The sequence below is a fragment of the Microbacterium sp. Mcb102 genome, assembly GCF_024519805.1.
Lineage (GTDB): Bacteria > Actinomycetota > Actinomycetes > Actinomycetales > Microbacteriaceae > Microbacterium.
On record NZ_JALJRG010000001.1, the window covers coordinates 357,248 to 379,129 of the forward strand.

Annotated in this window: 24 protein-coding genes and 1 tRNA gene; 17 read left to right on the forward strand and 8 right to left on the reverse strand. The window is 68.8% G+C overall.

Going from position 1 to position 21,882, the window contains the following annotated elements; genetic code table 11:
- Nucleotides 1–66: 66 nt before the first annotated feature.
- From OC372_RS01695 to OC372_RS01705, 3 genes are all read left to right on the forward strand, one after another.
- A complete protein-coding gene (locus OC372_RS01695; RefSeq protein ID WP_262000753.1) occupies nt 67–411 on the forward strand; it encodes a hypothetical protein in 345 nt (114 codons plus the stop codon).
- Between the two features lie 141 nt (nt 412–552).
- On the forward strand, nt 553–885 hold the full coding sequence (locus tag OC372_RS01700) for a sugar ABC transporter ATPase (protein ID WP_262000754.1): 333 nt from the start codon (nt 553–555) through the stop codon (nt 883–885).
- Nucleotides 885–1,184 carry a DUF2188 domain-containing protein gene (locus OC372_RS01705; protein WP_262000755.1) on the forward strand — a complete coding sequence of 100 codons (300 nt, stop codon included), beginning with the start codon at nt 885–887 and terminating at the stop codon, nt 1,182–1,184. The genes OC372_RS01700 and OC372_RS01705 overlap by 1 nt, the downstream gene beginning before the upstream one ends.
- A gap of 101 nt (nt 1,185–1,285) precedes the next feature.
- Here OC372_RS01705 and OC372_RS01710 read toward each other — a convergent pair.
- Both OC372_RS01710 and OC372_RS01715 read right to left on the reverse strand, forming a co-directional pair.
- Nucleotides 1,286–1,358 (reverse strand) — tRNA-Arg (locus OC372_RS01710).
- 16 nt (nt 1,359–1,374) lie between these two features.
- Entirely contained in the window at nt 1,375–2,190 is an 816-nt protein-coding gene (locus tag OC372_RS01715; RefSeq protein WP_262000756.1) for an SGNH/GDSL hydrolase family protein, read from the reverse strand.
- 92 nt (nt 2,191–2,282) lie between these two features.
- Here OC372_RS01715 and argS point away from each other — a divergent pair, with 92 nt between their 5' ends.
- Complete coding sequence (argS, locus tag OC372_RS01720) at nt 2,283–3,947, forward strand: arginine--tRNA ligase (RefSeq protein ID WP_262000757.1); 1,665 nt, start codon at nt 2,283–2,285, stop codon at nt 3,945–3,947.
- A gap of 40 nt (nt 3,948–3,987) precedes the next feature.
- Nucleotides 3,988–4,836 (forward strand): DUF2993 domain-containing protein, encoded by an 849-nt coding sequence (locus tag OC372_RS01725; protein WP_262000758.1) that lies wholly within the window; start codon nt 3,988–3,990, stop codon nt 4,834–4,836.
- A gap of 19 nt (nt 4,837–4,855) precedes the next feature.
- Here the strand turns inward: OC372_RS01725 and OC372_RS01730 are convergent, their stop codons facing one another.
- Genes OC372_RS01730 through OC372_RS01745 form a run of 4 tightly spaced genes read right to left on the reverse strand, consistent with a single transcriptional unit; the run spans nt 4,856 to nt 8,154 of the window.
- The gene (locus tag OC372_RS01730; protein WP_262000759.1) at nt 4,856–5,593 is read right to left on the reverse strand and encodes an alpha/beta fold hydrolase; all 738 of its coding nucleotides are present in this window, start codon (nt 5,591–5,593) and stop codon (nt 4,856–4,858) included.
- Complete coding sequence (locus tag OC372_RS01735) at nt 5,590–6,174, reverse strand: TetR/AcrR family transcriptional regulator (RefSeq protein ID WP_262000760.1); 585 nt, start codon at nt 6,172–6,174, stop codon at nt 5,590–5,592. Before OC372_RS01735 ends, OC372_RS01730 begins: the two co-directional genes overlap by 4 nt.
- A complete protein-coding gene (locus OC372_RS01740) occupies nt 6,152–7,051 on the reverse strand; it encodes an alpha/beta fold hydrolase (protein WP_262000761.1) in 900 nt (299 codons plus the stop codon). Before OC372_RS01740 ends, OC372_RS01735 begins: the two co-directional genes overlap by 23 nt.
- Nucleotides 7,052–7,107: 56 nt before the next feature.
- Nucleotides 7,108–8,154, reverse strand: coding sequence for a YihY/virulence factor BrkB family protein (locus OC372_RS01745; RefSeq protein WP_105709724.1), 1,047 nt, complete (start codon nt 8,152–8,154; stop codon nt 7,108–7,110).
- A gap of 148 nt (nt 8,155–8,302) precedes the next feature.
- On the opposite strand from OC372_RS01745, the gene lysA reads away from it, so the two are divergent.
- The 6 genes from lysA (at nt 8,303) to OC372_RS01775 (ending at nt 15,698) form a co-directional block, all read left to right on the forward strand.
- The gene (lysA, locus tag OC372_RS01750; RefSeq protein ID WP_262000762.1) at nt 8,303–9,721 is read left to right on the forward strand and encodes a diaminopimelate decarboxylase; all 1,419 of its coding nucleotides are present in this window, start codon (nt 8,303–8,305) and stop codon (nt 9,719–9,721) included.
- Between the two features lie 21 nt (nt 9,722–9,742).
- Nucleotides 9,743–11,047, forward strand: coding sequence for a homoserine dehydrogenase (locus OC372_RS01755; protein ID WP_105709726.1), 1,305 nt, complete (start codon nt 9,743–9,745; stop codon nt 11,045–11,047).
- Between the two features lie 2 nt (nt 11,048–11,049).
- Nucleotides 11,050–12,012 (forward strand): homoserine kinase, encoded by a 963-nt coding sequence (gene thrB, locus OC372_RS01760; protein ID WP_105709727.1) that lies wholly within the window; start codon nt 11,050–11,052, stop codon nt 12,010–12,012.
- A gap of 164 nt (nt 12,013–12,176) precedes the next feature.
- Nucleotides 12,177–14,171: a transcription termination factor Rho gene (gene rho, locus OC372_RS01765; RefSeq protein ID WP_105709728.1), complete on the forward strand. Its 1,995-nt coding sequence runs from the start codon at nt 12,177–12,179 to the stop codon at nt 14,169–14,171.
- Nucleotides 14,172–14,182: 11 nt separating this feature from the next.
- Nucleotides 14,183–15,262, forward strand: a complete 1,080-nt coding sequence (gene prfA, locus OC372_RS01770; protein ID WP_029261872.1) for a peptide chain release factor 1 — start codon at nt 14,183–14,185, stop codon at nt 15,260–15,262.
- A gap of 28 nt (nt 15,263–15,290) precedes the next feature.
- Nucleotides 15,291–15,698 carry a phage holin family protein gene (locus OC372_RS01775; protein ID WP_029261871.1) on the forward strand — a complete coding sequence of 136 codons (408 nt, stop codon included), beginning with the start codon at nt 15,291–15,293 and terminating at the stop codon, nt 15,696–15,698.
- A 21-nt stretch (nt 15,699–15,719) separates the two neighbouring features.
- Here OC372_RS01775 and epsC read toward each other — a convergent pair whose 3' ends face one another.
- Entirely contained in the window at nt 15,720–16,289 is a 570-nt protein-coding gene (epsC, locus tag OC372_RS01780; RefSeq protein ID WP_029261870.1) for a serine O-acetyltransferase EpsC, read from the reverse strand.
- A 7-nt stretch (nt 16,290–16,296) separates the two neighbouring features.
- Nucleotides 16,297–17,235 (reverse strand): cysteine synthase A, encoded by a 939-nt coding sequence (cysK, locus tag OC372_RS01785; protein WP_029261869.1) that lies wholly within the window; start codon nt 17,233–17,235, stop codon nt 16,297–16,299.
- A 100-nt stretch (nt 17,236–17,335) separates the two neighbouring features.
- Between cysK and prmC the strand changes: the two genes are divergently transcribed.
- The 6 genes from prmC to atpE all read left to right on the forward strand — a co-directional run bounded on the left by prmC (nt 17,336) and on the right by atpE (nt 21,873).
- Nucleotides 17,336–18,196: a peptide chain release factor N(5)-glutamine methyltransferase gene (prmC, locus tag OC372_RS01790; protein ID WP_105709729.1), complete on the forward strand. Its 861-nt coding sequence runs from the start codon at nt 17,336–17,338 to the stop codon at nt 18,194–18,196.
- Nucleotides 18,197–18,248: 52 nt separating this feature from the next.
- A complete protein-coding gene (locus OC372_RS01795) occupies nt 18,249–18,980 on the forward strand; it encodes an L-threonylcarbamoyladenylate synthase (RefSeq protein ID WP_029261867.1) in 732 nt (243 codons plus the stop codon).
- A complete protein-coding gene (locus OC372_RS01800) occupies nt 18,977–20,146 on the forward strand; it encodes an MraY family glycosyltransferase (protein WP_105709730.1) in 1,170 nt (389 codons plus the stop codon). The genes OC372_RS01795 and OC372_RS01800 overlap by 4 nt, the downstream gene beginning before the upstream one ends.
- The gene (locus OC372_RS01805; RefSeq protein ID WP_029261865.1) at nt 20,146–20,664 is read left to right on the forward strand and encodes a hypothetical protein; all 519 of its coding nucleotides are present in this window, start codon (nt 20,146–20,148) and stop codon (nt 20,662–20,664) included. The genes OC372_RS01800 and OC372_RS01805 overlap by 1 nt, the downstream gene beginning before the upstream one ends.
- A gap of 209 nt (nt 20,665–20,873) precedes the next feature.
- Nucleotides 20,874–21,593 (forward strand): F0F1 ATP synthase subunit A, encoded by a 720-nt coding sequence (atpB, locus tag OC372_RS01810; RefSeq protein ID WP_258134098.1) that lies wholly within the window; start codon nt 20,874–20,876, stop codon nt 21,591–21,593.
- A gap of 43 nt (nt 21,594–21,636) precedes the next feature.
- Complete coding sequence (gene atpE, locus OC372_RS01815; protein WP_017830994.1) at nt 21,637–21,873, forward strand: ATP synthase F0 subunit C; 237 nt, start codon at nt 21,637–21,639, stop codon at nt 21,871–21,873.
- The last annotated feature ends 9 nt before the right edge of the window (nt 21,874–21,882 follow it).

A 21,882-nucleotide genomic window follows, 5' to 3' on the forward strand; every position in this document is an offset into this window, starting at 1 on the left:
CACCTAGTGTGAAAGCGCCGCCACGGACCCGGCGGCGAAGCATCCGGACGAGTCGAGGGAGTGACCATGAAGACACTCATCACCCAGGTCGGAAGCTATCTGACCGGCGACGCGACGGCCGATGCGGTGGTGCAGTACTGGCTGGCGTTGACGGAGGAGCGACGTACCGACGTCGTCGACATCCCCATCGTCGGGTCGGGCGGCGAGCGTTCGTACGTCCGTCTTGCGCTCGGAACGACGCTTCCCATCGCCGTGGTCGACGCCGGCCTGGCACCGGAGCTCGATGACGACGAAGGCGCAGCGAGACGACTGCTCGCGCGTGCGCACGCGCTCACGCCGAAGGCCGGACCGGCGTTCGAGCCGGGCGACGAGCCGGAGTCGCCGGACGGGTACGACTCCGCCCTGATGTGACGATGCGGGTAGCGCGCGGGCGGTTCGGAAGATAGCCGCTTCGTCCGGTGGGCTCAACCCCCTGCTCCTCATCGTCCGGTCGGGTGAGACTGATCGTGGTCGCCGATTCGGCGACGAAGACGCCGAGACGAAGGAGGAGAGATGGAATCGACACCGGATGGCGTTTCGGAAGTCGGAGCGGATGCCGTGCAGCCGCTGCGCGATGCGGATGCCACAGCCGTCGGGGACGGCCGTGACCCGGCTCAGGCCGAGTGGGAGCAGACGACGGCGCTCGATGGAGGGGCGACCGACGATGTGCTCGACCCGGCGACCGCCACGGGCGCCGACCCGGATGCGCTCGCTGCTCCAGACGACGAGGTACCCGCGGATGACCTTCCCCGATCCGCGTTGCAGCCGGAGAGCCAGGGGGACGACCCCCTCCTTGCCGAAATCGGTGAGGACGGCGAGGGCGACCTCGGGACCGGAGACATCTGATGAACGCGCTGCGGATAGTCACGAGGTCGAAGAACGGCCAGTGGGTGAATGAGGTCGAGAGCGCTCCGGAACTCTCGCGCAGCTACAGCAGCCGCGACGAGGCGATCGAGGAGGGTGAGGCGCTCGCCGCGGAGCGCGGCGCGAAGCACGTCGTCGAAGACAGCGAGCCGACGGGAACGATCACCGACGGCGGTGCGCCGGAGGATGATGTGGCTGTCGTGGGGGAGAAGCCTTCCACCGGGGCGGGGATGGACACGACGGACGAGAACGGGTTCCCGCTGGAGAACCCGTCCGGCTGATCCGCGTGAGGGAGTGCGTCAGCCGTCGGCGTCGCCACGTGCACAACGACGAAACCCCGCCTGGATCAGGCGGGGTTTCGTCGTTGTGCAGTTGGTCTGTGTGCCCCCGACAGGAGTCGAACCTGCGACCTACGGTACCGGAAACCGGCGCTCTATCCACTGAGCTACGGAGGCGTACCGATCGACAATATCACTCGTCGGGGGTCGTCTCCGACCCACCCGCTTCGGTGACCGGCGCGGCGCGCAGCTCTTCGAGTGCTGCGGCGAGCTTCTCTGCCAGATACCGGTGGCCGTCGGTGGACGGATGCTTGCGCCCCACCTCGACGTCGATCACATCGAGGTAGTTCTGCTCGGTGATCCAGTTCCGGGCGATGGGGGAGAGGTACCACCAGCCGCGGGCCCCGGCGAGTTCGCCGAGATCCGTGTCGATGCGCGCGGTCGCAGCCCCGACCGGCAGCTCGTGCGGTGCCGGTCCCAGCACGACGATGACCGCGTCCGGATACGTGGCGGCCAGGGCGTCCCACGCCGAGGTCACGGCCTCACGGTAACCCTCGACGCCCTGTGCCCGGTCGTTGATCGAGCCCTGGATGATCACGAGGTCGGGTGCGAGCGAGGGGTCGAGTGCCGCGATGCGCTCTCCGAAGGTCGGGCCGTCGAGGCCGGGCTTGAGGTAACCGCTGCCGCGGACGCCGTTCACGATCGTCTCGCCGCCGATCAGATCGGCCAGGAGGTACGCGTAGCCGAGCGTCGGGACGGTCGCCGCCGAGCCGTAGGTCCAGCTGTCTCCGAACACCAGAACGGTCGGGTGGTCCGGCAGTGTGAGGGGAGCCGGCGCGATGGCTTCGGAGGCCGTGCCGGCGGCCGCGGCCGGGGCTCCCACGGGGGCGGCGGAGGGCGGTGGCGTCCATGGTCGCCACATGCCGACGACGCCTGCCGCGACGGCGAGGAGGAGGGCGATGGCGACCCCTGCGGTGCGCAGTCGACGACGGGTGGCGGGGGCCTTCATGGGATGAGAGTAGATCACTGCGCGCCGATTGCGAATTCCGCGCGCCCCGCGCCGTCGGACGGCCGGTCGCCGACCCGTAAACTGAGGGGGCTATGAACCCCGAATCCCTCGCCGCCGCTGTCCTCGCCGTCCTCGCTCCGATCGCCGAGGAACGACGTCCCGGCGAGCCGCTCGGAGTCTCCGTGAAGGACATCGTGCTGGAGCGTCCGCGCAACCGCGACCACGGCGACTGGGCATCGAACATCGCCATGCGGCTCGCGAAGCCTTTCGGTACGAACCCGCGCGAGCTCGCGCAGCAGATCGCCGACGGTCTCGCCGCTGTCGACGGCATCGCGAGCGCGGAGGTCGCCGGCCCCGGGTTCATCAACATCCGTCTCGATGCCGCCGCCGCGGGTGCGCTGGCCAAGGTCATCGTCGACGCCGGCACGGCTTACGGCACGAACACGTCGCAGGAGGGCGTCAGCGTGAACGTCGAGTTCGTCTCCGCGAACCCGACCGGGCCTCTCCACATCGCGCACACCCGTTGGGCGGCGCTGGGCGACTCGATCGTTCGTCTGCTGCTCGCAAGCGGCGCGCGTGCGGTGCGCGAGTACTACATCAACGACGCCGGAGCGCAGATGGACCGCTTCGCCGTCTCCATCCTCGCGGCCGCCAAGGGCGAGCCGACGCCCGAGGGTGGCTATCCCGGTGCGTACATCGCAACACTCGCCGGCCGGGTGCTCGAGGCGCGTCCCGACCTGCTGCAGCTTCCTGAGAGCGAGCAGTCGTCCGTCGCGCTCGAACTCGCCTACGAGTTCCAGCTCGCCGAGATCAAGAGCTCGCTCGATCGATTCAACGTGCCGTTCGATGTCTGGTTCTCCGAGCGCACGCTGCACGCGAAGGATGCATCGGGCACGAGCCTGATCGATCAGGCCGTCGACCGTCTGCGCGAGCAGGGCCACGTCTTCGATGAGGATGGCGCCGTCTGGGTGCGCACGACCGACTTCGGCGATGACAAGGACCGCGTGATCCGTCGCTCGAACGGCGAGTACACCTACTTCGCCGCTGACGCCGCGTACTACCTGAACAAGGGCGACCGCGGCTTCCAGAACAAGATCTACCTTCTCGGCGCCGACCACCACGGCTACGTGCACCGTCTGAAGGCGGTCGCGGGAGCAGCGGGTGAAGACCCGGAGAAGAACGTCCAGGTACTGATCGGGCAGATGGTCTCGATCAACGGCGCCCGCCTCAGCAAGCGCGCGGGCAACATCATCGAGATGGACGACCTGCTCGACTGGCTGGGCACCGACGCGCTGCGGTACTCGCTGGAGCGCTCGCCCGCGGACTCGCCGCTGGATCTGGACCCCGAGCTGCTGCAGAAGCGCACGAACGACAACCCGGTCTTCTATGTGCAGTACGCCCACGCCCGCACGCACAACGTCGCGCGGAATGCGGCCGACTCGGGCGTGGACCGCTCCGAGTTCGCCCCGGAGACGCTGACGCATGAATCCGAGGCCGCTCTGCTGGGAGCGCTGCAGGAGTTCCCGCGCATCGTCGCATTCGCCGCCGAGGTCCGTGAGCCGCACCGCGTCGCCCGCTACCTCGAGGAGCTCGCAGGGCTCTACCACCGCTGGTACGACAACTGCCGTGTGATCCCGCAGGGTGACGATCCGGTCGAGACCGTGCACCGCACGCGTCTGTGGCTGAACGACGCCGCCGGTCAGGTGTTCCGCAACGGTCTCGATCTCCTCGGAGTGAGCGCCCCCGAGCGCATGTGATGCGCGCTTCCGTCCGGTCGGGTACGGCAGGATGGCAGGCATGAGCGACGACAACCACACCCTGCCGTATCCGGACGCCTCGGCCGAGCATCCGACGCTCGTGATCCCGAGGGACGGCGCCGATCAGCAGGCCGATGCCGCTCCGCGCACACGCCGTCGCTGGCCGTGGGTGCTGCTGATCATGGTGTTCGTGTTGGCGCTGCTCGTGGTCGCCGCCGAGTTCATCGCGCGCGCGGTGCTCCCGGGGATCGTGCGGTCGATCGTCGTCGAGCAGCTGGATCTCCCCGCCGATCAGCAGCTCGACGTGGAGACGCAGGGCCTGTTGCTCCCGCAGCTCATCGGCGGTTCCCTCGACACCCTGCACCTGTCGACGGACTCGGTGACGCTGGAGGGCATCACGGGGGCGGCCGACGTCACCGCGACCGGAGTCCCGCTGCGCGGCGGCGACCTCGGCGGAGCCGCGGGAACGATCCGCATCGATCAGGCGGAGTTCACCTCCCTGCTCGCCGGCACCGAGCTGCCCGTCGAGTCGGTCGAGTTCGCGGCGCCGAACGCGACGGTGAGCGGCTCGATCAGCGTTTTCGGGGCCGCTGTGCCGCTCTCTCTGACCCTCACGCCCGGTGCCGTGGAGGGCGACCTGGAGCTCACGCCGGTCGGTGCGAGCATCGGCGGACTCGACATCGACCTCGACCAGGTCGGCTCGACGCTGGGGTCGCTCGGCGAGGGCCTGACACAACCGCAGCGGGTGTGCATCGCCGATCAGCTGCCGGCCGGACTCACCCTCACCGGGTTGGAGATCGTCGACGGTGCAGCCGTGATCGACATCGACGTCGACGGCGCGATCGTCACCGACACGTCGCTGCAGGAGAAGGGTGTCTGTCCGAGCTGAACCGCTCGGAGCAGCACGGTCATCCGCCGCGTGCCTCCGTGATGCGCCGCGCGAGCCATTCGGGTCTCTGCAGCGGGATGCCGTGTCCGCAGCCGTCGACGACCTCGATCGCGCTCTGGGGGAGTGCTGCGTGCAGCGCCGCGGCCGAGCGCCTCATGAGCTTCTTCTCCGCGGCTCCGACCAGGATCAGTGCCGACCCGGGGAATGTCGCCCAGTCCGCAGGCGGCACGAATCGCAGGTTCTCCTCGACCGAGGTGAGCAGCGTCTCCCGGGAAAGGGCCGACGATGTCTGCAGGTAGTCGGCCATGTGTGACTCCGGTACGAAGAGCTCCCGGGCCTGCAATCGCGCGAACTTCTCGTTCCTCGCGAGCCCTGCGGTCGCGCCGAGCAGTGCCAGAGTCGGTCCGGTCATGCGCAGGGGCACGGCCTGTGCGCTGATCACGACGACCCGTTCGACGAGGTCGGGTCGCAGAGCCGCGAGCAGCACGGCGAGCTGTGCACCGAGCGAGAAGCCCGCGACCGTGGCCGGGCGGCCCTCGCCCTCGAGGATCTGCGCGAGCAGTTCGACGGTGTCGTGGTGGGAGGCGTAGTCCTCCGCCGCGCTGCGCCCGTGACCCGGGAGGTCCGGCACCAGCACCCGCGCCTGCGGAGGCAGGTGGGCGCGCATCGGCTCCCACATCCATCCGGCGACGCCCCCGCCGTGCAGGAGCAGCAGCGGTGGTTCGCCCGCACGCCCGAAGGTCTCCAGGTGCATCATGTCTCCGTCTCGAAGGCCGCGGCCATCCGCCCGATGGTGTCGATCGTGCCCTCCAGCAGGGCGGGGTCGAGCGGACCGAGCAGTCGTGCCGCCGACAGCAGTCCGATCGTCGTGCTCGACAGCGCCAGAGCGAGTGTGCGTGGATCGACATCCGTGACGATCAGCCCGCGCTCCTGCAGCTCACGGAACCACTGCACGACCCGCTGATGACGCTCGCGGTAGCGACCATCGGTCTCCTCCATCACGTGGGAGCCGAGGATGCCCCGATCGTCGAGGAACGCAGCGGTCATCAGCGGGTCGTCGAGCAGCGCCCGAGCCGTCGCCCGACAGGCGTCGCTGAGACGAGGATGGTCACCCAGCTCGCTTCGGACCCGGTCGGCCATGCGCACGTTGCCCTGCAGCAGCAGGGCGTCGAGGATTTCACGCTTGCCGGCGAACTCCAGATACACGGCACCCTTGGCGATGCCGGCGCGCTCGGCGATGGCGGCGACGCTCATGGCATCGAAGCCGTGCGCGAGCACGAGGGTTCGGGCCGCATCGAGGATGCGCGCGCGTCGGTCAGGAACGCGTGGTCGGGGCATCGGCACTCCTCAGCTGTTCGAGCATGGCCGGGATGACGATGTCGGGGCGGTCGCGCTGCACCCAGTGGCCGGCGCCGTGCGCGACCTCCAAGGTCGCCGATGGCAGCAGCGCGGCTGCCGTCTCGATGCGAGCGAGGGGGACTCCGGTGTCGCGATCGCCGTGCACCAGCAGCGTGGGCGTGCGGATGCTCGCGAGCTGATCCGTGTAGACCGTTCGCAGTCGATTCCAGAGCACCTGATCGCGCTGCCACTGGCCGAACGTCTCCAGGCTCGAGCCGCCGGCGGCTTCGGCGAGGACCGAATCGACGAGCTCGGGACTGCGCGCCTGCGGGTTGCGCACGAGGTCGCGGAGTCCGCGCTCCATTGCGGGGCGGTTCCGTGCGTACGAACGGGTCATCGGGCCCAGCAGCCCGGAGCGCAGTAGGAGGAAAGACATCAGATGGGTGATGCGACCGCGGAAACCGTCGGCGAGGCGGGGCATCAGACCGTAGCAGCCCAGGAGCACGGCGGTGCGAGCGCGGCCGGGCTGATCGAGCAGGTGCCCGACCGTCATCCCTCCGCCGAGGGAGAGCCCGGCGATCGCGTAGTCGCTGAGTGCGAGTGTGTCGACGAGCTCGTCGACGTGTCGGACGAGAAGCTCCTGCGTGAGCGGCCAGTCGGCCCGGGGGCTGTGTCCGAAGCCGGGATGGTCCGGCGCTATGACGCGGTGCCCTGCCTGCGTGAGGGCCGGTCCGACTTCGCCCCAGGAGAGCTCGGCGCTGTCGGCTCCGCCGCCGTGCAGGAGCAGCACCGGGATGCCGGTCTCCGCGACCGGCCGCCACTCCAGCGCTGACACCGTGGCGTGGGGGAGTTCGATGACTGTGCGGTGCGCGTCCATGTCGTCCTCTCGTTGTGACCAGAATAGCTGATCTGGTCACAACGAAGACGCGCGGGCTAGGCCGACTTCTCGGCGGACGCGGCCTCCTGCGCGGCGCGCAGTTCCGCGGTGGCGACCTTGACGTCGACCTCGGCGCGCTGCAGGCGTCGTTGGACGAAGGTCGTCGCTGCGAAGCGGGCGTGCACGCGATCGGACTTCTCCTCTTCGGCCGTCACGATGTACGCGCACGCGAACAGCATCACCTGCGCCGAGAAGTTCAACCAGATCAGCAGCGCGAGCAGCGAGGCGAAGGAGGCGAGAAGCGGGTTGCTCGTCGCGCCTCCCACGAACAGTCCGGACAGCTCCTGCAGGACCAGCAGTCCCACGGCGCCGAGCAGCGCTCCCGACCAGAGAGACCGCTTCGACGGTCGCACCCCGGAGAGGAGGAGGAACACGCCGATGATGATCGCCGTGTCGAGAGCGAACACGACGACGAGGGAGAGCAGGCGCACGGTCCAGGCCACGACCGGCGCATCCGCGGGTAGCCCGAGGAAGTCAGCGATCCACGACACACCCAGCTGTCCGACGAAGGTGACGGCGGCCGAGAGGATGAACGCCAGGCCGATGCCGATGGCCAGTGCGAGGTTGCGGAGGATCACCCAGATCCAGAGGATGTCGTCCTGCAGCGTGCCCGCGAGAACCCGCACGGCCGTGCGGAGCGAGCCGATGGCACCGAGTGCCGCGCCGACGAGAGCGATGAGCGAGATGATCCCGGCGAGCGACAGGGACGCAGGAGCCTGGAGGTCCTTCGTCTTGATCACACCGTCCTTGCCGATGAGCCCGGGCACGGCCGACTGCACGGCGTCGATGATCGCCTGCCATGCCACCGGGTTCCCGGCGAGCCACAGAGCCGCGATCGAGAAGCCCAGAAGCACCCCCGCGAACACGCTGAACAGCGCGCGATAGGTGACACTGTCGGCGAGCATCGGTCCCCGGCGCTCGGTGTACAACAGCGCCGCGCGTACCGGCCGGCGCGCGAGAGCCCACGCGATGACCGGTCCGGTGATGCGGGGGATCAGCCCCGGACGCGCGGAGGAGTCTTTCGTCGTTTCAGTGTTCGCCACGCCCCCACCCTAGGAGGCGGAGACGGGCTGTTGCAGGGGCTTGACGCGGCGCGTCACCATGACCAGGGAGACGCGGCCGGTGCCCTAGAATCGGGTCAACCTCGATGTGTGCGACCCCGCCCGAGATCCTTCCCACGATTGGTGATCAGTGCTTCTCCCTGCCGATTCGCTCGCTCCGGAATGGCTCGCCGTGCCCGATGACGCCAATGACCTCGCCGACGGCGTCTGGCCGGCATCCGCGGTGCGTGATGCCGACGGCGTGCTCGACATCGCCGGCGTCAGCGCCACCGCCCTCGCCCGCACCTACGGCACGCCGCTGCAGGTGCTCGACGAAGACGAGGTGCGCGGGCGCGCACGGCGGTTCCGACTCGCATTCGATCGCGCCGCCGCCGCCAACTCCACCACCGCGCAGGTGTACTACGCGGGCAAGGCGTTCCTGTGCACGACGATCGCACGCTGGATGGTCGACGAGGGGCTGCGCGTCGACGTCTGCACGGGGGGAGAGCTGGCCGTCGCCCTCGCCGCCGGCGTCGCGCCGGCTTCGCTCGGTTTCCACGGCAACAACAAGTCGGTCGCCGAGCTCGAGCGTGCCGTCGAGGTCGGCGTCGGGACGATCATCGTCGACAGCGCCATCGAGATCGAACGGCTCGCAGCGATCACGGCGCGCACCGGTGCGACCCAGCGCGTGCTGGTCCGCGTGATCAGCGGCGTGCACGCCGAGACCCACGACTTCCTCGCCACGGCCCACGAGGACCAGAAGTTCGGTTTCCCGCTCCCGGAGGCAGAGAAGGCGGTCGCGCGCATCCGCGAGATCCCCGGTCTGGTGTTCGCCGGGCTGCACTGTCACATCGGTTCGCAGATCTTCGGCGTCGCCGGCTTCCGCGAGTCCGCGTCCCGCGTTCTCGACCTGCACGCCACTCTGCTCGAAGGCGGTCCGGTCCCGCAGCTCAACCTCGGCGGCGGCTTCGGCATCGCCTACACGCGCGTCGACGACCCGACCCCGATCGAGGAACTCGCCGATGCGATCGTCGCCTCGGTCGCGGAGGGGTGCGCCGCACGCGGCATCCCCGTTCCCGCCCTGTCGTTCGAGCCCGGCCGTGCCATCGTCGGCACCGCGGGCGTCACCCTCTACGAGGTCGGCACCACCAAGGACGTGACCGTGGCGACGGGCGCCGTGCGCCGGTACGTGAGCGTCGACGGCGGCATGAGCGACAACGCGCGTCCTGCGCTGTACGGCGCCCAGTACTCGGCGCGCCTCGCTTCGCGCGCGGGGGCCGGTGAGCCTCGCCTCAGTCGGGTCGTCGGCAAGCACTGCGAATCCGGCGACATCGTGGTCGACCACGAGTACCTGCCAGACGATCTGGTGCCGGGCGATCTGCTCGCCGTGCCGGCCACCGGCGCATACTGCGTCCCGTTGGCGAGCAACTACAACCACGTGCCGCGTCCGCCGGTGATCGCCGTGCGCGACGGACACTCGACGGTCATCGTTCGCGGCGAGACCGTCGACGACGTGCTGGCCCGCGACGCGGGCATCGACGGGGCGAAAGCCCCCGAGGGAGACCAATGACCCACCTCCGAAGGAGCAACCATGACTGAATACCGACGACTTCGTGTGGCACTGCTGGGTGCCGGAGCGGTCGGCTCGCAGGTCGCGGCGCTCCTGCTGCGCCACGGTGACGAGCTGGCCGACCGTGCCGGTGCGGAACTGGAGCTCGCCGGCATCGCCGTGCGCGACGTGGACGCTCCGCGTGACGTCGACCTGCCCAAGGAGCTCTTCACCACCGACGCCGAGTCGCTGATCCTGGGCGCCGACATCGTGATCGAGCTGATCGGCGGCATCGAGCCGGCGCGCACCAGCATCCTGCAGGCGATCGGCTCCGGCGCCGACGTCGTCACGGCCAACAAGGCCCTGCTCGCCACGCACGGCCCCGAGCTGTTCGAGGCCGCCGACCGTGTGGGCGCGTCCGTCTACTACGAGGCCGCAGCCGCCGGAGCGATCCCGATCATCCGCCCGCTGCGCGACTCGCTCGCCGGTGACCGGGTGGTGCGCATCATGGGCATCGTGAACGGCACCACGAACTACATCCTGGACCGGATGGACTCCGAGGGTGCCGACTTCGCCGACGTGCTCGCCGACGCCCAGCGCCTGGGCTACGCCGAGGCCGACCCGACCGCTGATGTCGAGGGCTACGACGCTGCGCAGAAGGCCGCCATCCTGGCGAGCCTCGCGTTCCACACCGCCGTGCCACTCGAGGCCGTCTACCGTGAGGGCATCACCTCGATCACGCCGTCCATGATCGAGGAGGCCCGCGCTGCGGGCTTCGTCATCAAGCTGCTCGCGGTGTGCGAGCGCATCGAGGCCAACGGCGCCGAGTCGATCTCGGTGCGCGTCTACCCGGCGCTCGTGCCGAACTCGCACCCCCTCGCATCCGTGCACGGCGCCAACAACGCCGTCTTCGTCGAGGCCGAGGCCGCCGGCTCACTGATGTTCTACGGCGCAGGAGCGGGTGGTGTCCAGACCGCCTCCGCCGTGCTGGGTGACGTCGTCTCCGCCGCCCGCCGTCACATCGCCGGGGGTGTCGGGGTCGGCGAGTCGACCAGGGCCAACCTTCCGGTCGTCCCGATCGGACACGTGACCACCCGGTACCAGATCACCCTCGAGGTCGCGGATGCGCCGGGTGTGCTCGCCACGGTCGCCGGAATCCTCAGCGACGGTGGAGTCTCGGTCGCGACGGTCGTGCAGACCGTCGAGGGAGAAGACGAGCCGACCGCCCGCCTGATCATCGGCACGCACCGCGCGACGGAGCAGGCTCTCAGCGCCACGGTCGACGCTCTCGCCGACAGCGCGGTCGTCGCCCGGGTCGTCTCGGTGCTCCGGGTGGAAGGCGAGTGACGATGGCGTCAGCCCTCGCCCCCGCCGAGGGCAACCCCGTCGAAGGCCGCACCGTCGAGGTGCGGGTGCCTGCCACGAGCGCGAACCTCGGCCCCGGATTCGACACGCTCGGCCTGGCGCTCAGCATCTACGACACCCTGCAGGTCACGGCGCTGTCGGCCGGTGAACTCGAGATCGAGGTGACCGGTTCCGGTGCTGCCGAGATCCCGCGCGACGAGTCGAACCTCATCGTCCGCACGATCGCGTACGTGTTCGCCGACGCGGGCCGTCCGATGCCCGGCCTGCGCATCATCGCCGAGAACGGCGTGCCGCACGGTCGCGGACTCGGTTCTTCGGGTGCGGCCGTCGCTGCCGGCGTGCTCGCGGCGAAGGGACTGCTCCACGGCGACGTCGAGATCGACGATGCCGACCTCCTCCGTCTCGCCACCGAGCTCGAGGGGCATCCCGACAACGTCGCCCCGGCCCTGTTCGGCGGACTGACGATCGCGTGGATGGGGGAGCGCGGACCTCAGCACAAGAAGCTGCTCGTGCACCGCGGCGTCTCGCCCCTCGTGCTCGTCCCCGCCTACACGATGTCGACCTCGCAGGCGCGTTCGCTGCAGCCTCCGCACGTCTCCACGGCGGATGCGGTGTTCAATGTCTCGCGCTCTGCGCTGCTGATCGCGGCCCTGATGCAGAGTCCGGAGCTGTTGCTCGACGCGACGGCCGACCGACTCCACCAGGACTACCGCGCCGAGGCGATGCCCGAGACCCAGCGGCTCGTGCAGGCGCTGCGCAAGGCGGGCTTCGCGGCCGTCGTGTCCGGCGCCGGCCCCAGCGTGCTCGTGCTGGCCGACGGGCCGGGCAGCCGTCAAGACGCGGTGGAGTTGGCCGATCGAGTCACCGACACCCCGTGGGAGGCACTCCTGCTCGCCGTCGACGTGCGTGGTGGTACAGTGGGGACTCGAGCGGAGGGCTCCACGTAACTACGTGAATCTGGCCCCATTGCAACTCTTGCAAGACCTGCACGCAAATCCCTGTGGCACAAGTGCCGAGGCTGGCTGGCGCAGAGCGTCAGCCCGTGCGATCGCGCGCAGCACCCGTTGTGTGCGTTCAACGCTCATTCCCCATGACATATAAGGGAGTACTCGTGGAGAACCTCTCCGAGACCCAGAACGACCAGTCCGCTTCGGTGTCCGAAGCACCCGCGACCGAGGCCGCACCGGCACGCAAGCGGGCGCCGCGCCGCGCCAGCACCGCCACGGCAGCAGCGAAGGCCGAGAAGGCCGAGGCGGCGAAGGCCGAGAAGCCCGCGTCGAAGACCGAGGCTGCGCCGAAGGCCGAAGCCGCGCCCGCCGAGGCGTCGGCCGAGACCACGGAGGCCGCGCCCAAGGCGAAGGCACCGCGTCGCAGCCGTGCCAAGAAGGCAGACGCCGAGGCCCCGGCAGCAGACGCCGCTCCGGCAGAGGCACCGGCCGCGGATGCCGCTCCGGCAGAAGCGCCGGCGGAGTCGGCGCCCAAGTCGACCGGCCGAGGGCGCCGTGGCGCTCAGAAGACCGCAGCCCCCGAGGCCGAAGCTGCGGATGCAGCGCCTGCTACGGATGCCTCGTCTGACGCCGCCGCCGCTGAGCCCGCACAGAACGGCAACGCACGGGGCCGCAACGCGCAGAACAGCAACGCGCAGAAGAACAACGCGCAGAACAACGACGCGCAGAACAACGACGCGCAGAAGAACGACGCGCAGAACAACAACAGCGACGACGACTCCGACGGAGGCGAGGAGCAGGGTGGCCGCGGTCGCAACCGCAGCCGCAGCCGCAACCGTGGGCGTGGTCAGAACGGCGCAGCGCAGGAGCAGCAGGCACAGCCCGCCGCCGATGACGACCAGTCCGGCGGCAACAACCGCAACCGTCAGCGCAACAAGCGCCGCAGCGGTGTCCCGACCGATGAGTTCGACACCGAGATCGGCGAGGACGACGTCCTGATCCCGATCGCCGGCATCCTCGACGTGCTCGACAACTACGCCTTCGTGCGCACCACCGGCTACCTCGCCGGCCCCAGCGACGTGTACGTCTCGCTCGGCCAGGTGAAGAAGTACAACCTCCGCAAGGGCGACGCCGTCGTCGGCTCGATCAAGCAGCCCCGCGAGGGCGAGCAGCAGGGGCGCCAGAAGTACAACGCGCTGGTCAAGGTCGACTCGATCAACGGTCTGTCGGTCGACGACGCGGCCACGCGTGTGGAGTTCGGCAAGCTCACCCCGCTGTACCCGCAGGAGCGCCTCCGCATGGAGACGGCCCCCGAGAAGCTCACCCAGCGCATCATCGACCTGGTCGCCCCGGTCGGCAAGGGCCAGCGCGGTCTCATCGTCGCGCCGCCCAAGGCCGGCAAGACGATCGTCCTGCAGCAGATCGCGAACGCGATCGCGCAGAACAACCCCGAGGTCCACCTCATGGTCGTGCTCGTCGACGAGCGCCCCGAAGAGGTCACCGACATGGAGCGCTCGGTCAAGGGCGAGGTCATCGCCTCGACGTTCGATCGTCCGGCCGAAGACCACACCACGGTCGCCGAGCTCGCCATCGAGCGTGCGAAGCGCCTGGTCGAGCTCGGACGCGACGTCGTCGTGCTGCTCGACTCGATCACCCGCCTCGGACGTGCGTACAACCTGGCTGCACCGGCATCGGGCCGCGTGCTCTCCGGTGGCGTCGACGCGTCGGCGCTGTACCCGCCCAAGCGGTTCTTCGGCGCGGCGCGCAACATCGAGAACGGCGGATCCCTCACGATCCTCGCCACGGCGCTGGTCGAGACCGGCTCCAAGATGGACGAGGTCATCTTCGAGGAGTTCAAGGGCACCGGCAACAGCGAGCTGCGTCTCTCCCGCGCCCTCGCCGACAAGCGCATCTTCCCTGCGGTCGACGTGAACGCGTCGAGCACCCGTCGCGAAGAGATGCTGCTCTCGGCCGACGAGGTCAAGATCACGTGGAAGCTGCGTCGTGCCCTCGCCGGCCTCGACCAGCAGCAGGCTCTCGAGGTGGTCCTCGGCAAGCTCAAGGAGACCAACTCGAACGTCGAGTTCCTCGTGCAGATGCAGAAGTCGATCCCGACGCTTCCCTCGGGCGCGCACGGGCACGACAACAACATCCGCTGAGCGGCTGAGCCGTGTTCGAGTCCGTCCAGACTCTGATCGACGAGCATCGCCGGGTGCAGGAGGAACTCTCCGACCCGGCGGTGCACGCCGACGCTGCCCGTGCGAAGCGCGTGAACCGTCGCTATGCCGAGCTGTCTCGCATCGTCGCCGCGTATGAGGCCTGGATCGCGGCGACCGATGATCTGGAGACCGCGCGCGAGTTCGCGCGGGAGGACGAGTCGATCGCGGCCGAGATCCCGGCGATGGAAGAGGAGCTGCAGACCGCACAGGAACGCCTGCGGCGCCTGCTGATCCCGCGCGACCCGGACGATGCCCGCGACGTGATCATGGAGATCAAGGCGGGGGAGGGTGGCGCGGAGTCTGCGCTGTTCGCCGCCGACCTGTTGCGCATGTACATCCAGTACGCGGCGTCCAAGGGGTGGAAGACCGAGCTGCTCGAGCGCAACGAATCCGACCTCGGCGGCTACAAGGATGTTCAGGTCGCCATCAAGGGATCCTCGACCGACCCCGCCCAGGGCGTGTGGGCGCACCTGAAGTACGAGGGGGGCGTGCACCGCGTGCAGCGTGTGCCCGCGACGGAGTCGCAGGGGCGAATCCACACGTCGACGACCGGCGTGCTCGTCTTCCCCGAGGTTGACGAGCCCGAAGAGATCCACATCGACCAGAACGACCTCAAGATCGATGTGTTCCGTTCGTCCGGTCCGGGTGGGCAGTCGGTGAACACGACCGATTCTGCGGTACGCATCACTCACGTGCCGACCGGCATCGTCGTGTCGATGCAGAACGAGAAGTCCCAGCTGCAGAACCGCGAGGCGGGTATGCGCGTGCTGCGTGCCCGTCTGCTCGCGCGTCAGCAGGAGGAGCTGGACGCCGCGGCATCCGATGCCCGCCGATCGCAGATCCGAGGCATGGACCGCTCTGAGCGCATCCGCACCTACAACTTCCCCGAGAACCGCATCGCGGATCACCGCACGGGCTTCAAGGCGTACAACCTCGATCAGGTCATGGACGGAGCGCTCGATCCGCTGATCGAGAGTGCGATCACGGCAGACGAGGAAGCGCGGCTCGCCGCGGTCGGTTCCGACTCCTGACGCGCCGCTCGAGCGCTATGCTCGGGCCGTGATCACACTTCTGTTCCGCGGCCTCATGTACGTCGTGTCGGCCGGTCTCGGCCTGATCGCCGCCGACCTCGCCCTCGACGGGTTCCAGATCGAGTGGGACAAGTGGTGGGGCTTCGTCATCTGCATACTGATCTTCGCGATCCTGCAGAGCGTCCTCGCGCCGTGGGTGGGCAAGATGGCCACGCGCTACGCGCCCGTGCTCATGGGCGGCATCGGCATCTTCTCGACGCTGATCTCGCTCATCATCGTGGTGCTGCTGCCCATTGGAGGACTGCGCATCACCGACCTCACCGGCTGGCTTCTCGGCTCGGTGATCGTGTGGCTCATCACCGCTCTCGGCAGCGTCCTGCTTCCTCTCATCTTCCTTCGCAAGAAGGTGGAGGCCGTCAAGACCACACGCCGCTAGGCTGTCCGGGCCCGGCGCCGCTCAGATCGCGTAGTCCGGCGCGGTGAGCAGTGCCCTGGTGTCCTCGCCGGTATTGCGCTGGCGCGGCTTCGCCGGAACCCCGACGAGGATGCTGTCCGCTGGAGCATCACGGGTGACCACGGCGTTCGCACCGATGACGGAGCCGGGGCCGATCGTGATGGGGCCGAGGACCTTCGCACCGGCACCGACCGCCACTCCGTCGCCGAGCGTGGGGTGGCGTTTGCCGGAGGTGCGCGTCCGTCCGCCGAGAGTCACACCGTGGTAGAGCATCACGTCATCGCCGATCACACTGGTCTCGCCGATCACGACGCCCATGCCGTGATCGATGAAGAACCGACGGCCGATGCGCGCGCCGGGATGGATCTCGATCCCGGTCAGCCAGCGCGACAGCTGCGAGCCCGCGCGCGCGAGCAATCGCAGTCGGCGTCGCCAGAGCGCGTGCGAGACGCGGTGCGCCCAGATGGCGTGGAGCCCCGGGTACAGCAGAGCGACCTCGACGGAGCTGCGTGCGGCGGGGTCACGAAGGCGAGCCGCCGCGACGTCCTCGCGCATTCGTCCGATCATGCCCATCGACGTCTCAGTCTTCGCGCAGGTCCTCGAACAGCGCGGTGGAGAGGTAGCGCTCACCGGTGTCCGGGATCACGACGACGATGGTCTTGCCGTCGTTCTCGGGGCGCGCGGCGACCTTGAGCGCCGCGGCGACGGCCGCGCCGGACGACATGCCGACGAGCAGGCCCTCTTTCGCGGCGAGCTCCCGGGCGACCCGCAGCGACTCGTCGAACTCCGCGGTCATGATCTCATCGAGCACATCGCGGTCGAGCACGTCGGGGACGAAGTTCGGCCCGATGCCCTGGATCTTGTGCGGTCCGGGGTGGCCTTCGCTGAGCACAGGGGAGTCCTTGGGCTCGACGGCGATGACCTGGATGCCCGGCTTCGCGGCCTTGAGGGCCTGCCCGGTTCCCGTCACCGTCCCGCCGGTGCCGACTCCAGCGATGAAGATGTCGACCGCACCGTCGGTGTCGCGGAGGATCTCCTGCGCCGTGGTCTCGCGGTGGATCTGAGGGTTGGCGGGGTTCTCGAACTGACGGATCCAGATCGCGCCGGGCGTCTCCGAGACGATGCGCTTGGTCTCCTCGATCGCACCGCTCATGCCCTTGGTGGGATCGGTGAGCACGATCTCCGCGCCGAAGGCCTTGAGCAGCACGCGGCGCTCCTTCGACATGGAGGCAGGCATCGTCAGGATGACCCGGTAACCGCGGGCGGCGCCCACCATCGCGAGCGCGATGCCGGTGTTGCCGCTCGTCGACTCCACGATCGTGCCACCGGGCTTCAGCTCGCCCGATGCCTCTGCGGCGTTGATCATCGCGATGCCGATGCGATCCTTCACGCTCGATGCCGGGTTGTAGTACTCGAGCTTGGCGAGCACGGTGGCCCCGAGGCCCTCGGTCACGCGGTTCAGACGCACGAGCGGCGTGTTGCCGAAAGCGGTCGTGATGTCGGAGTGGATGCCGGGCATGAGGAGCCTTCCTGTGCGGGGGTCGCTGCCGGTCCAGCCTAGGGGAGGGCCCTGTGGGCGGGGGCATTGTGACGGCCGTGCGCGCTCTACGCTGGAACCCATGTCCGACACCTCTCTCGTGGCGCTCGTCCGTGCCGCTGCTCAGCGCCTGGCCGACGTCGGCGTCCCCGATCCTCTGGTCGACGCAGAGCTGCTCGCGGGCCACGTGCTCGGTCGGCGACGCGGCGAGGTGCAGGCCGCGGTCATCCGCGGCGACGACGTCGACGACGAGACGGCGGGCGCCCTGGAGGCTCTGGTGACGCGCCGAGTCGCGCGCGAGCCGCTGCAGCACATCACCGGGACCGCCCCCTTCCGCCACCTCGAGCTGGCGGTGGGGCCCGGTGTGTTCGTCCCGCGGCCGGAGACCGAGACGGTGGTGCAGTATGCGATCGATGCGCTGCTGAACTCCGCGGAGCCCGAGCCGATCGGCGTGGACCTCGGCACCGGCAGCGGTGCGATCGCTCTCGCGATGGCGACGGAGGTGCCGCACGCCCGTGTCTTCGCCGCCGAGCTGTCCGAGGAGGCGCACGCGTGGGCCAGCCGGAACGTCGCCGGCGTCGACAACCTGACGCTCGTGCTGTCCGATCTGGGGGAGGCTTTCCCCGAACTCGACGGCACGGCATCGGTCGTCATCTCGAACCCGCCCTATGTGCCGGACGCCGCGATCCCGCGGGATCCGGAGGTGCGACTCTTCGACCCCGCGATGGCGCTGTACGGGGGAGAGGACGGCCTGGACATCGTGCGAGTGCTCAGTTCTCGGGCGCTCGCACTCCTGCACTCCGGTGGTCTTCTCGTCATCGAGCACGGCGAGCTGCAGGGGGAATCGATCAGGGACATCCTCGCCGCGGACGGCTGGCGCGCACCGGCGACGCATCGCGACCTCACCCTGCGGGACCGCACCACCACGGCGCTCAGGCCCTGATCAGCTCCCTCTGAGCATCTGCAGCCCCCGCGCCGCATAGAATCGAACCGTCATGTCAACCATCTTCGACTGCCGCGATGACTCGCAGCTGCTCGCCGGCATGCGCCATGCGCGCCAGGCGATCGGCCGCGGCGAACTCATCGTGATGCCCACAGACACCGTGTACGGCGTCGCTGCCGACGCCTTCTCCCCGGCCGCCGTTCAGCGGCTGCTCGATGCGAAGGGGCGCGGCCGTGATCAGCCGCCGCCCGTTCTGATCGGCACGAAGGAGACGCTCGCAGCCCTGGCCGAGTCCGTCCCGGAGCCTGTCGAACGTCTCATCGAGGCGTTCTGGCCCGGCGGTCTCACGATCGTGCTCCCCGCCCAGCCCTCTCTGGTGTGGGATCTCGGGGAGACGCTCGGGACGGTCGCGGTGCGGATGCCGGAGGGGCGCGTGGCACTGGAGCTGCTGGCCGAGACCGGACCGCTCGCCGTGTCCAGCGCCAATCTCACCGGCCAGCCCGCCGCCATCTCGGCCTCGGACGCGGAGCAGATGCTGGGCGACAGCGTCGCCGTGTACCTCGCCGATGGTCTGAGCAAGGACGGCATCGCCTCCACCATCGTCGACGCCACGTCTCTGGTCCGTCGGAGTGCGGATGCCGAGCCCGGCACTGTTCGCATCCTCCGAGACGGTGCGGTGACGCGCGAGCAGCTGCAGGAGGTGCTCGGCGATCTGCTCGAACCGGAGGAGCCGCAGGACGCGGAGCATGTGCATGCGGAGGAGCCGCAGGACGCGGATTCGTGAAGCAGTATCTCGCCACGGTCATCCTCACGGCAGCGATCACGTTCGCGCTGACCTGGGCGGTCTGGCGACTCAGCCTCCGGTTCAAGCTGTACCCCGGCATCCGCGAGCGCGACGTGCACACCACGCCCACGCCCCGCCTCGGCGGTGTGGCGATCTTCCTCGGCATCGCCGCCGCCTTCGGGTTCTCGGCGGTCAACCCGTTCTTCCAGAGCATCTGGATCCCCCCGCAGACGATGTGGTCGATCCTGGGCGCCTCGCTGCTGATCGCGATCATCGGCGTGGTGGACGATCTCTGGGACATCGACTGGATGATCAAGCTCGGCGCGCAGTTCCTGGCCGCCGGGCTCATCACCGTGGGCGGCGGGCTGCAGATCCTGTCGCTGCCGTTCGGGGACCTCATCGTGGTCTCCAGCTGGCTGAGCATCACGATCACCATGTTCGCGATCGTCATCGTGATGAACGCGGTGAACTTCATCGACGGACTCGACGGGCTGGTCGCCGGGGTGTGTCTCATCTCGAACGGCGTGTTCTTCGCGTATTCCTACATCTTCACGCGTGACTCCGGAGCTTCGAGCTACTTCAACCTCTCCACGTTCCTCGCCGCGGTCCTGATCGGTGCCTGCCTCGGATTCCTGCCGCTGAACTGGAGCCCGGCGAAGCTGTTCATGGGGGATTCGGGCGCACTGGTCATCGGTCTGCTGATGGCGACGTCGGCGATCTCCATCACCGGTCAGATGGACCCGTCGGCATTGGACCCCGAGCGTCTCGGCCGCTCGCAGCTGATCGGTGCGTTCCTCCCGATCCTGCTGCCGCTGCTGGTGGTGCTGCTGCCGCTGCTCGACTTCGGTCTGGCGGTGCTCCGACGCATGAGCGCCGGCCGGTCGCCGTTCTCACCCGATCGCAAGCACCTGCATCACCGGATGCTGGACCTCGGCCACCGCGACCGCGACGCTGTCCTCATCTTCTACGCATGGACGGCCGTCATCTCGCTCGCCGTCCTGCTGATGTACGTCGGTGCACGGGAGGACTGGCCCGGCCAGTACCTTCCCGGCGTCGGCTTCGGCGTCGTGGGCATCGCCGCCTGCCTCGTCGTCACCCTGAGCCCCACCCGCCGCAGGAAGAGCGCAGCGGCCGCCGACACCGACCCGACACCCGTGGAGTCCTGATGAGCCCGAGCCCCGTTTCCAGCACGCCGATCCTGCGTCGCACCCTCATCTGGTCGGCGGTCGCCACCGCGGTACTCGCGATCGTCGCGGGCGGTGTCGGCTATGCCGTCGCCGGGGGAGAGGGACTCGTCAGCGGGCTGCTGGGCGTGCTGCTGGCCGCCGTGTTCCTGGCGATCACCGGCATCAGCATCCTCATCGCCAACCGTTGGTACGGCGACCCGATCTACGTGCAGCTGTTCTTCGCCATCGTCCTGGGCGGCTGGCTCCTCAAGCTCGGACTGTTCGTCGTCGCGATGATCCTGCTCGCGGGTCAGCCGTGGCTGGAGCCGATGGTGTTCTTCCTCTCGATCGTGGCCGGCGTGCTGATGTCGCTCGCGATCGATGTGATCGTGCTCACCCGTATGCGACTGCCGAACGTGAGCGACACCACGCTGCCGACCGAGGTGCCCGAGGACCGCGCCCCCGGCAACGCGAATCACATCGACGAAGGACCCGTCGACGGCGGCCCGCGGTCTTAGGGGACCCTCAGATTCTGATACTGTTGAAACGTGCCCGCCGCTCGCCCGCGAGCGCTTGCGCTGATTGCACACCGACCATCGTCGCCCCGGTTTAGACCGGTGCCCCGAAGCTGGAGCCCGCGCTGTTTAATCTTGCTGCGACCCTGACCCCCCGACTTGCCTCCGACGGCGAGTTCCACGGCCCTTCGATCGACGATTTCTTTCCGGAGATCCTCTTCCACGTAGGCCCGATCCCCGTCAACCGGATCCACCTGGTCCAGTTGCTCGCGGTGATCGCCGTGGTTCTCATCCTCTGGCTCGGCACCCGCCGCATGAAGGTCGTCCCCGGACGCTTCCAGAGCCTGGTGGAGATGGGGCTCGGCTTCGTTCGAACCAACGTCGCCCACGACATGCTCGGTCGCAAGGACGGCGATCGCTTCCTGCCGATCCTCACCACCATCTTCTTCATGGTGCTGTTCATGAACATCACGGGAATCATCCCGTTCCTGAACATGCCGGGAACGGCGATCGTCGCGGTGCCGCTGACGCTCGCCGTGGTCAGCTACGTGACCTTCATCTACGCGGGAATCAAGCGCCACGGCCTCAAGTTCTTCAAGAACTCCCTGTTCCCGCAGGGCGTGCCGGTCGCCGCGATGCCGATCGTCGCGATCATCGAGCTCATCTCGACGTTCATCCTGCGTCCGGTCACATTGACGCTGCGTCTTCTCATGAACCTCGTCGTGGGGCACATGATCTTGGTCCTCGCGTTCTCCGCGACCCAGTTCTTCTTCTTCACCGCAGGCGGCGGCTGGGCCGCGCTCGGTGTCGGAACCCTCGCCTTCGGCGGCGCCTTCACTCTCTTCGAGATCCTGGTCGCCGTCCTCCAGGCATACGTCTTCACCGTCCTCACCGCGGTCTACATCCAGCTCGCGGTCGCAGAAGAGCACTGAGCGGGCAGGCATCAGCCTTCCCACCCAACGAAAGGAAAACCCCGTGGACGCTACTACGGTTCTCGCTGAAATCAACGGTCACCTCGGAGCTGTCGGCTACGGCCTCGCAGCCATCGGCCCGGCCATCGGCGTCGGCATCGTCGTCGGCAAGACCATCGAGGGCGTCGCCCGTCAGCCCGAGCTGGCCGGTCGTCTCCAGGTCCTCATGTGGATCGGTATCGCCTTCACCGAGGCGCTTGCGTTCGTCGGCATCGCCGTCGCATTCATCCCCTTCCCGTAATCCTCACCG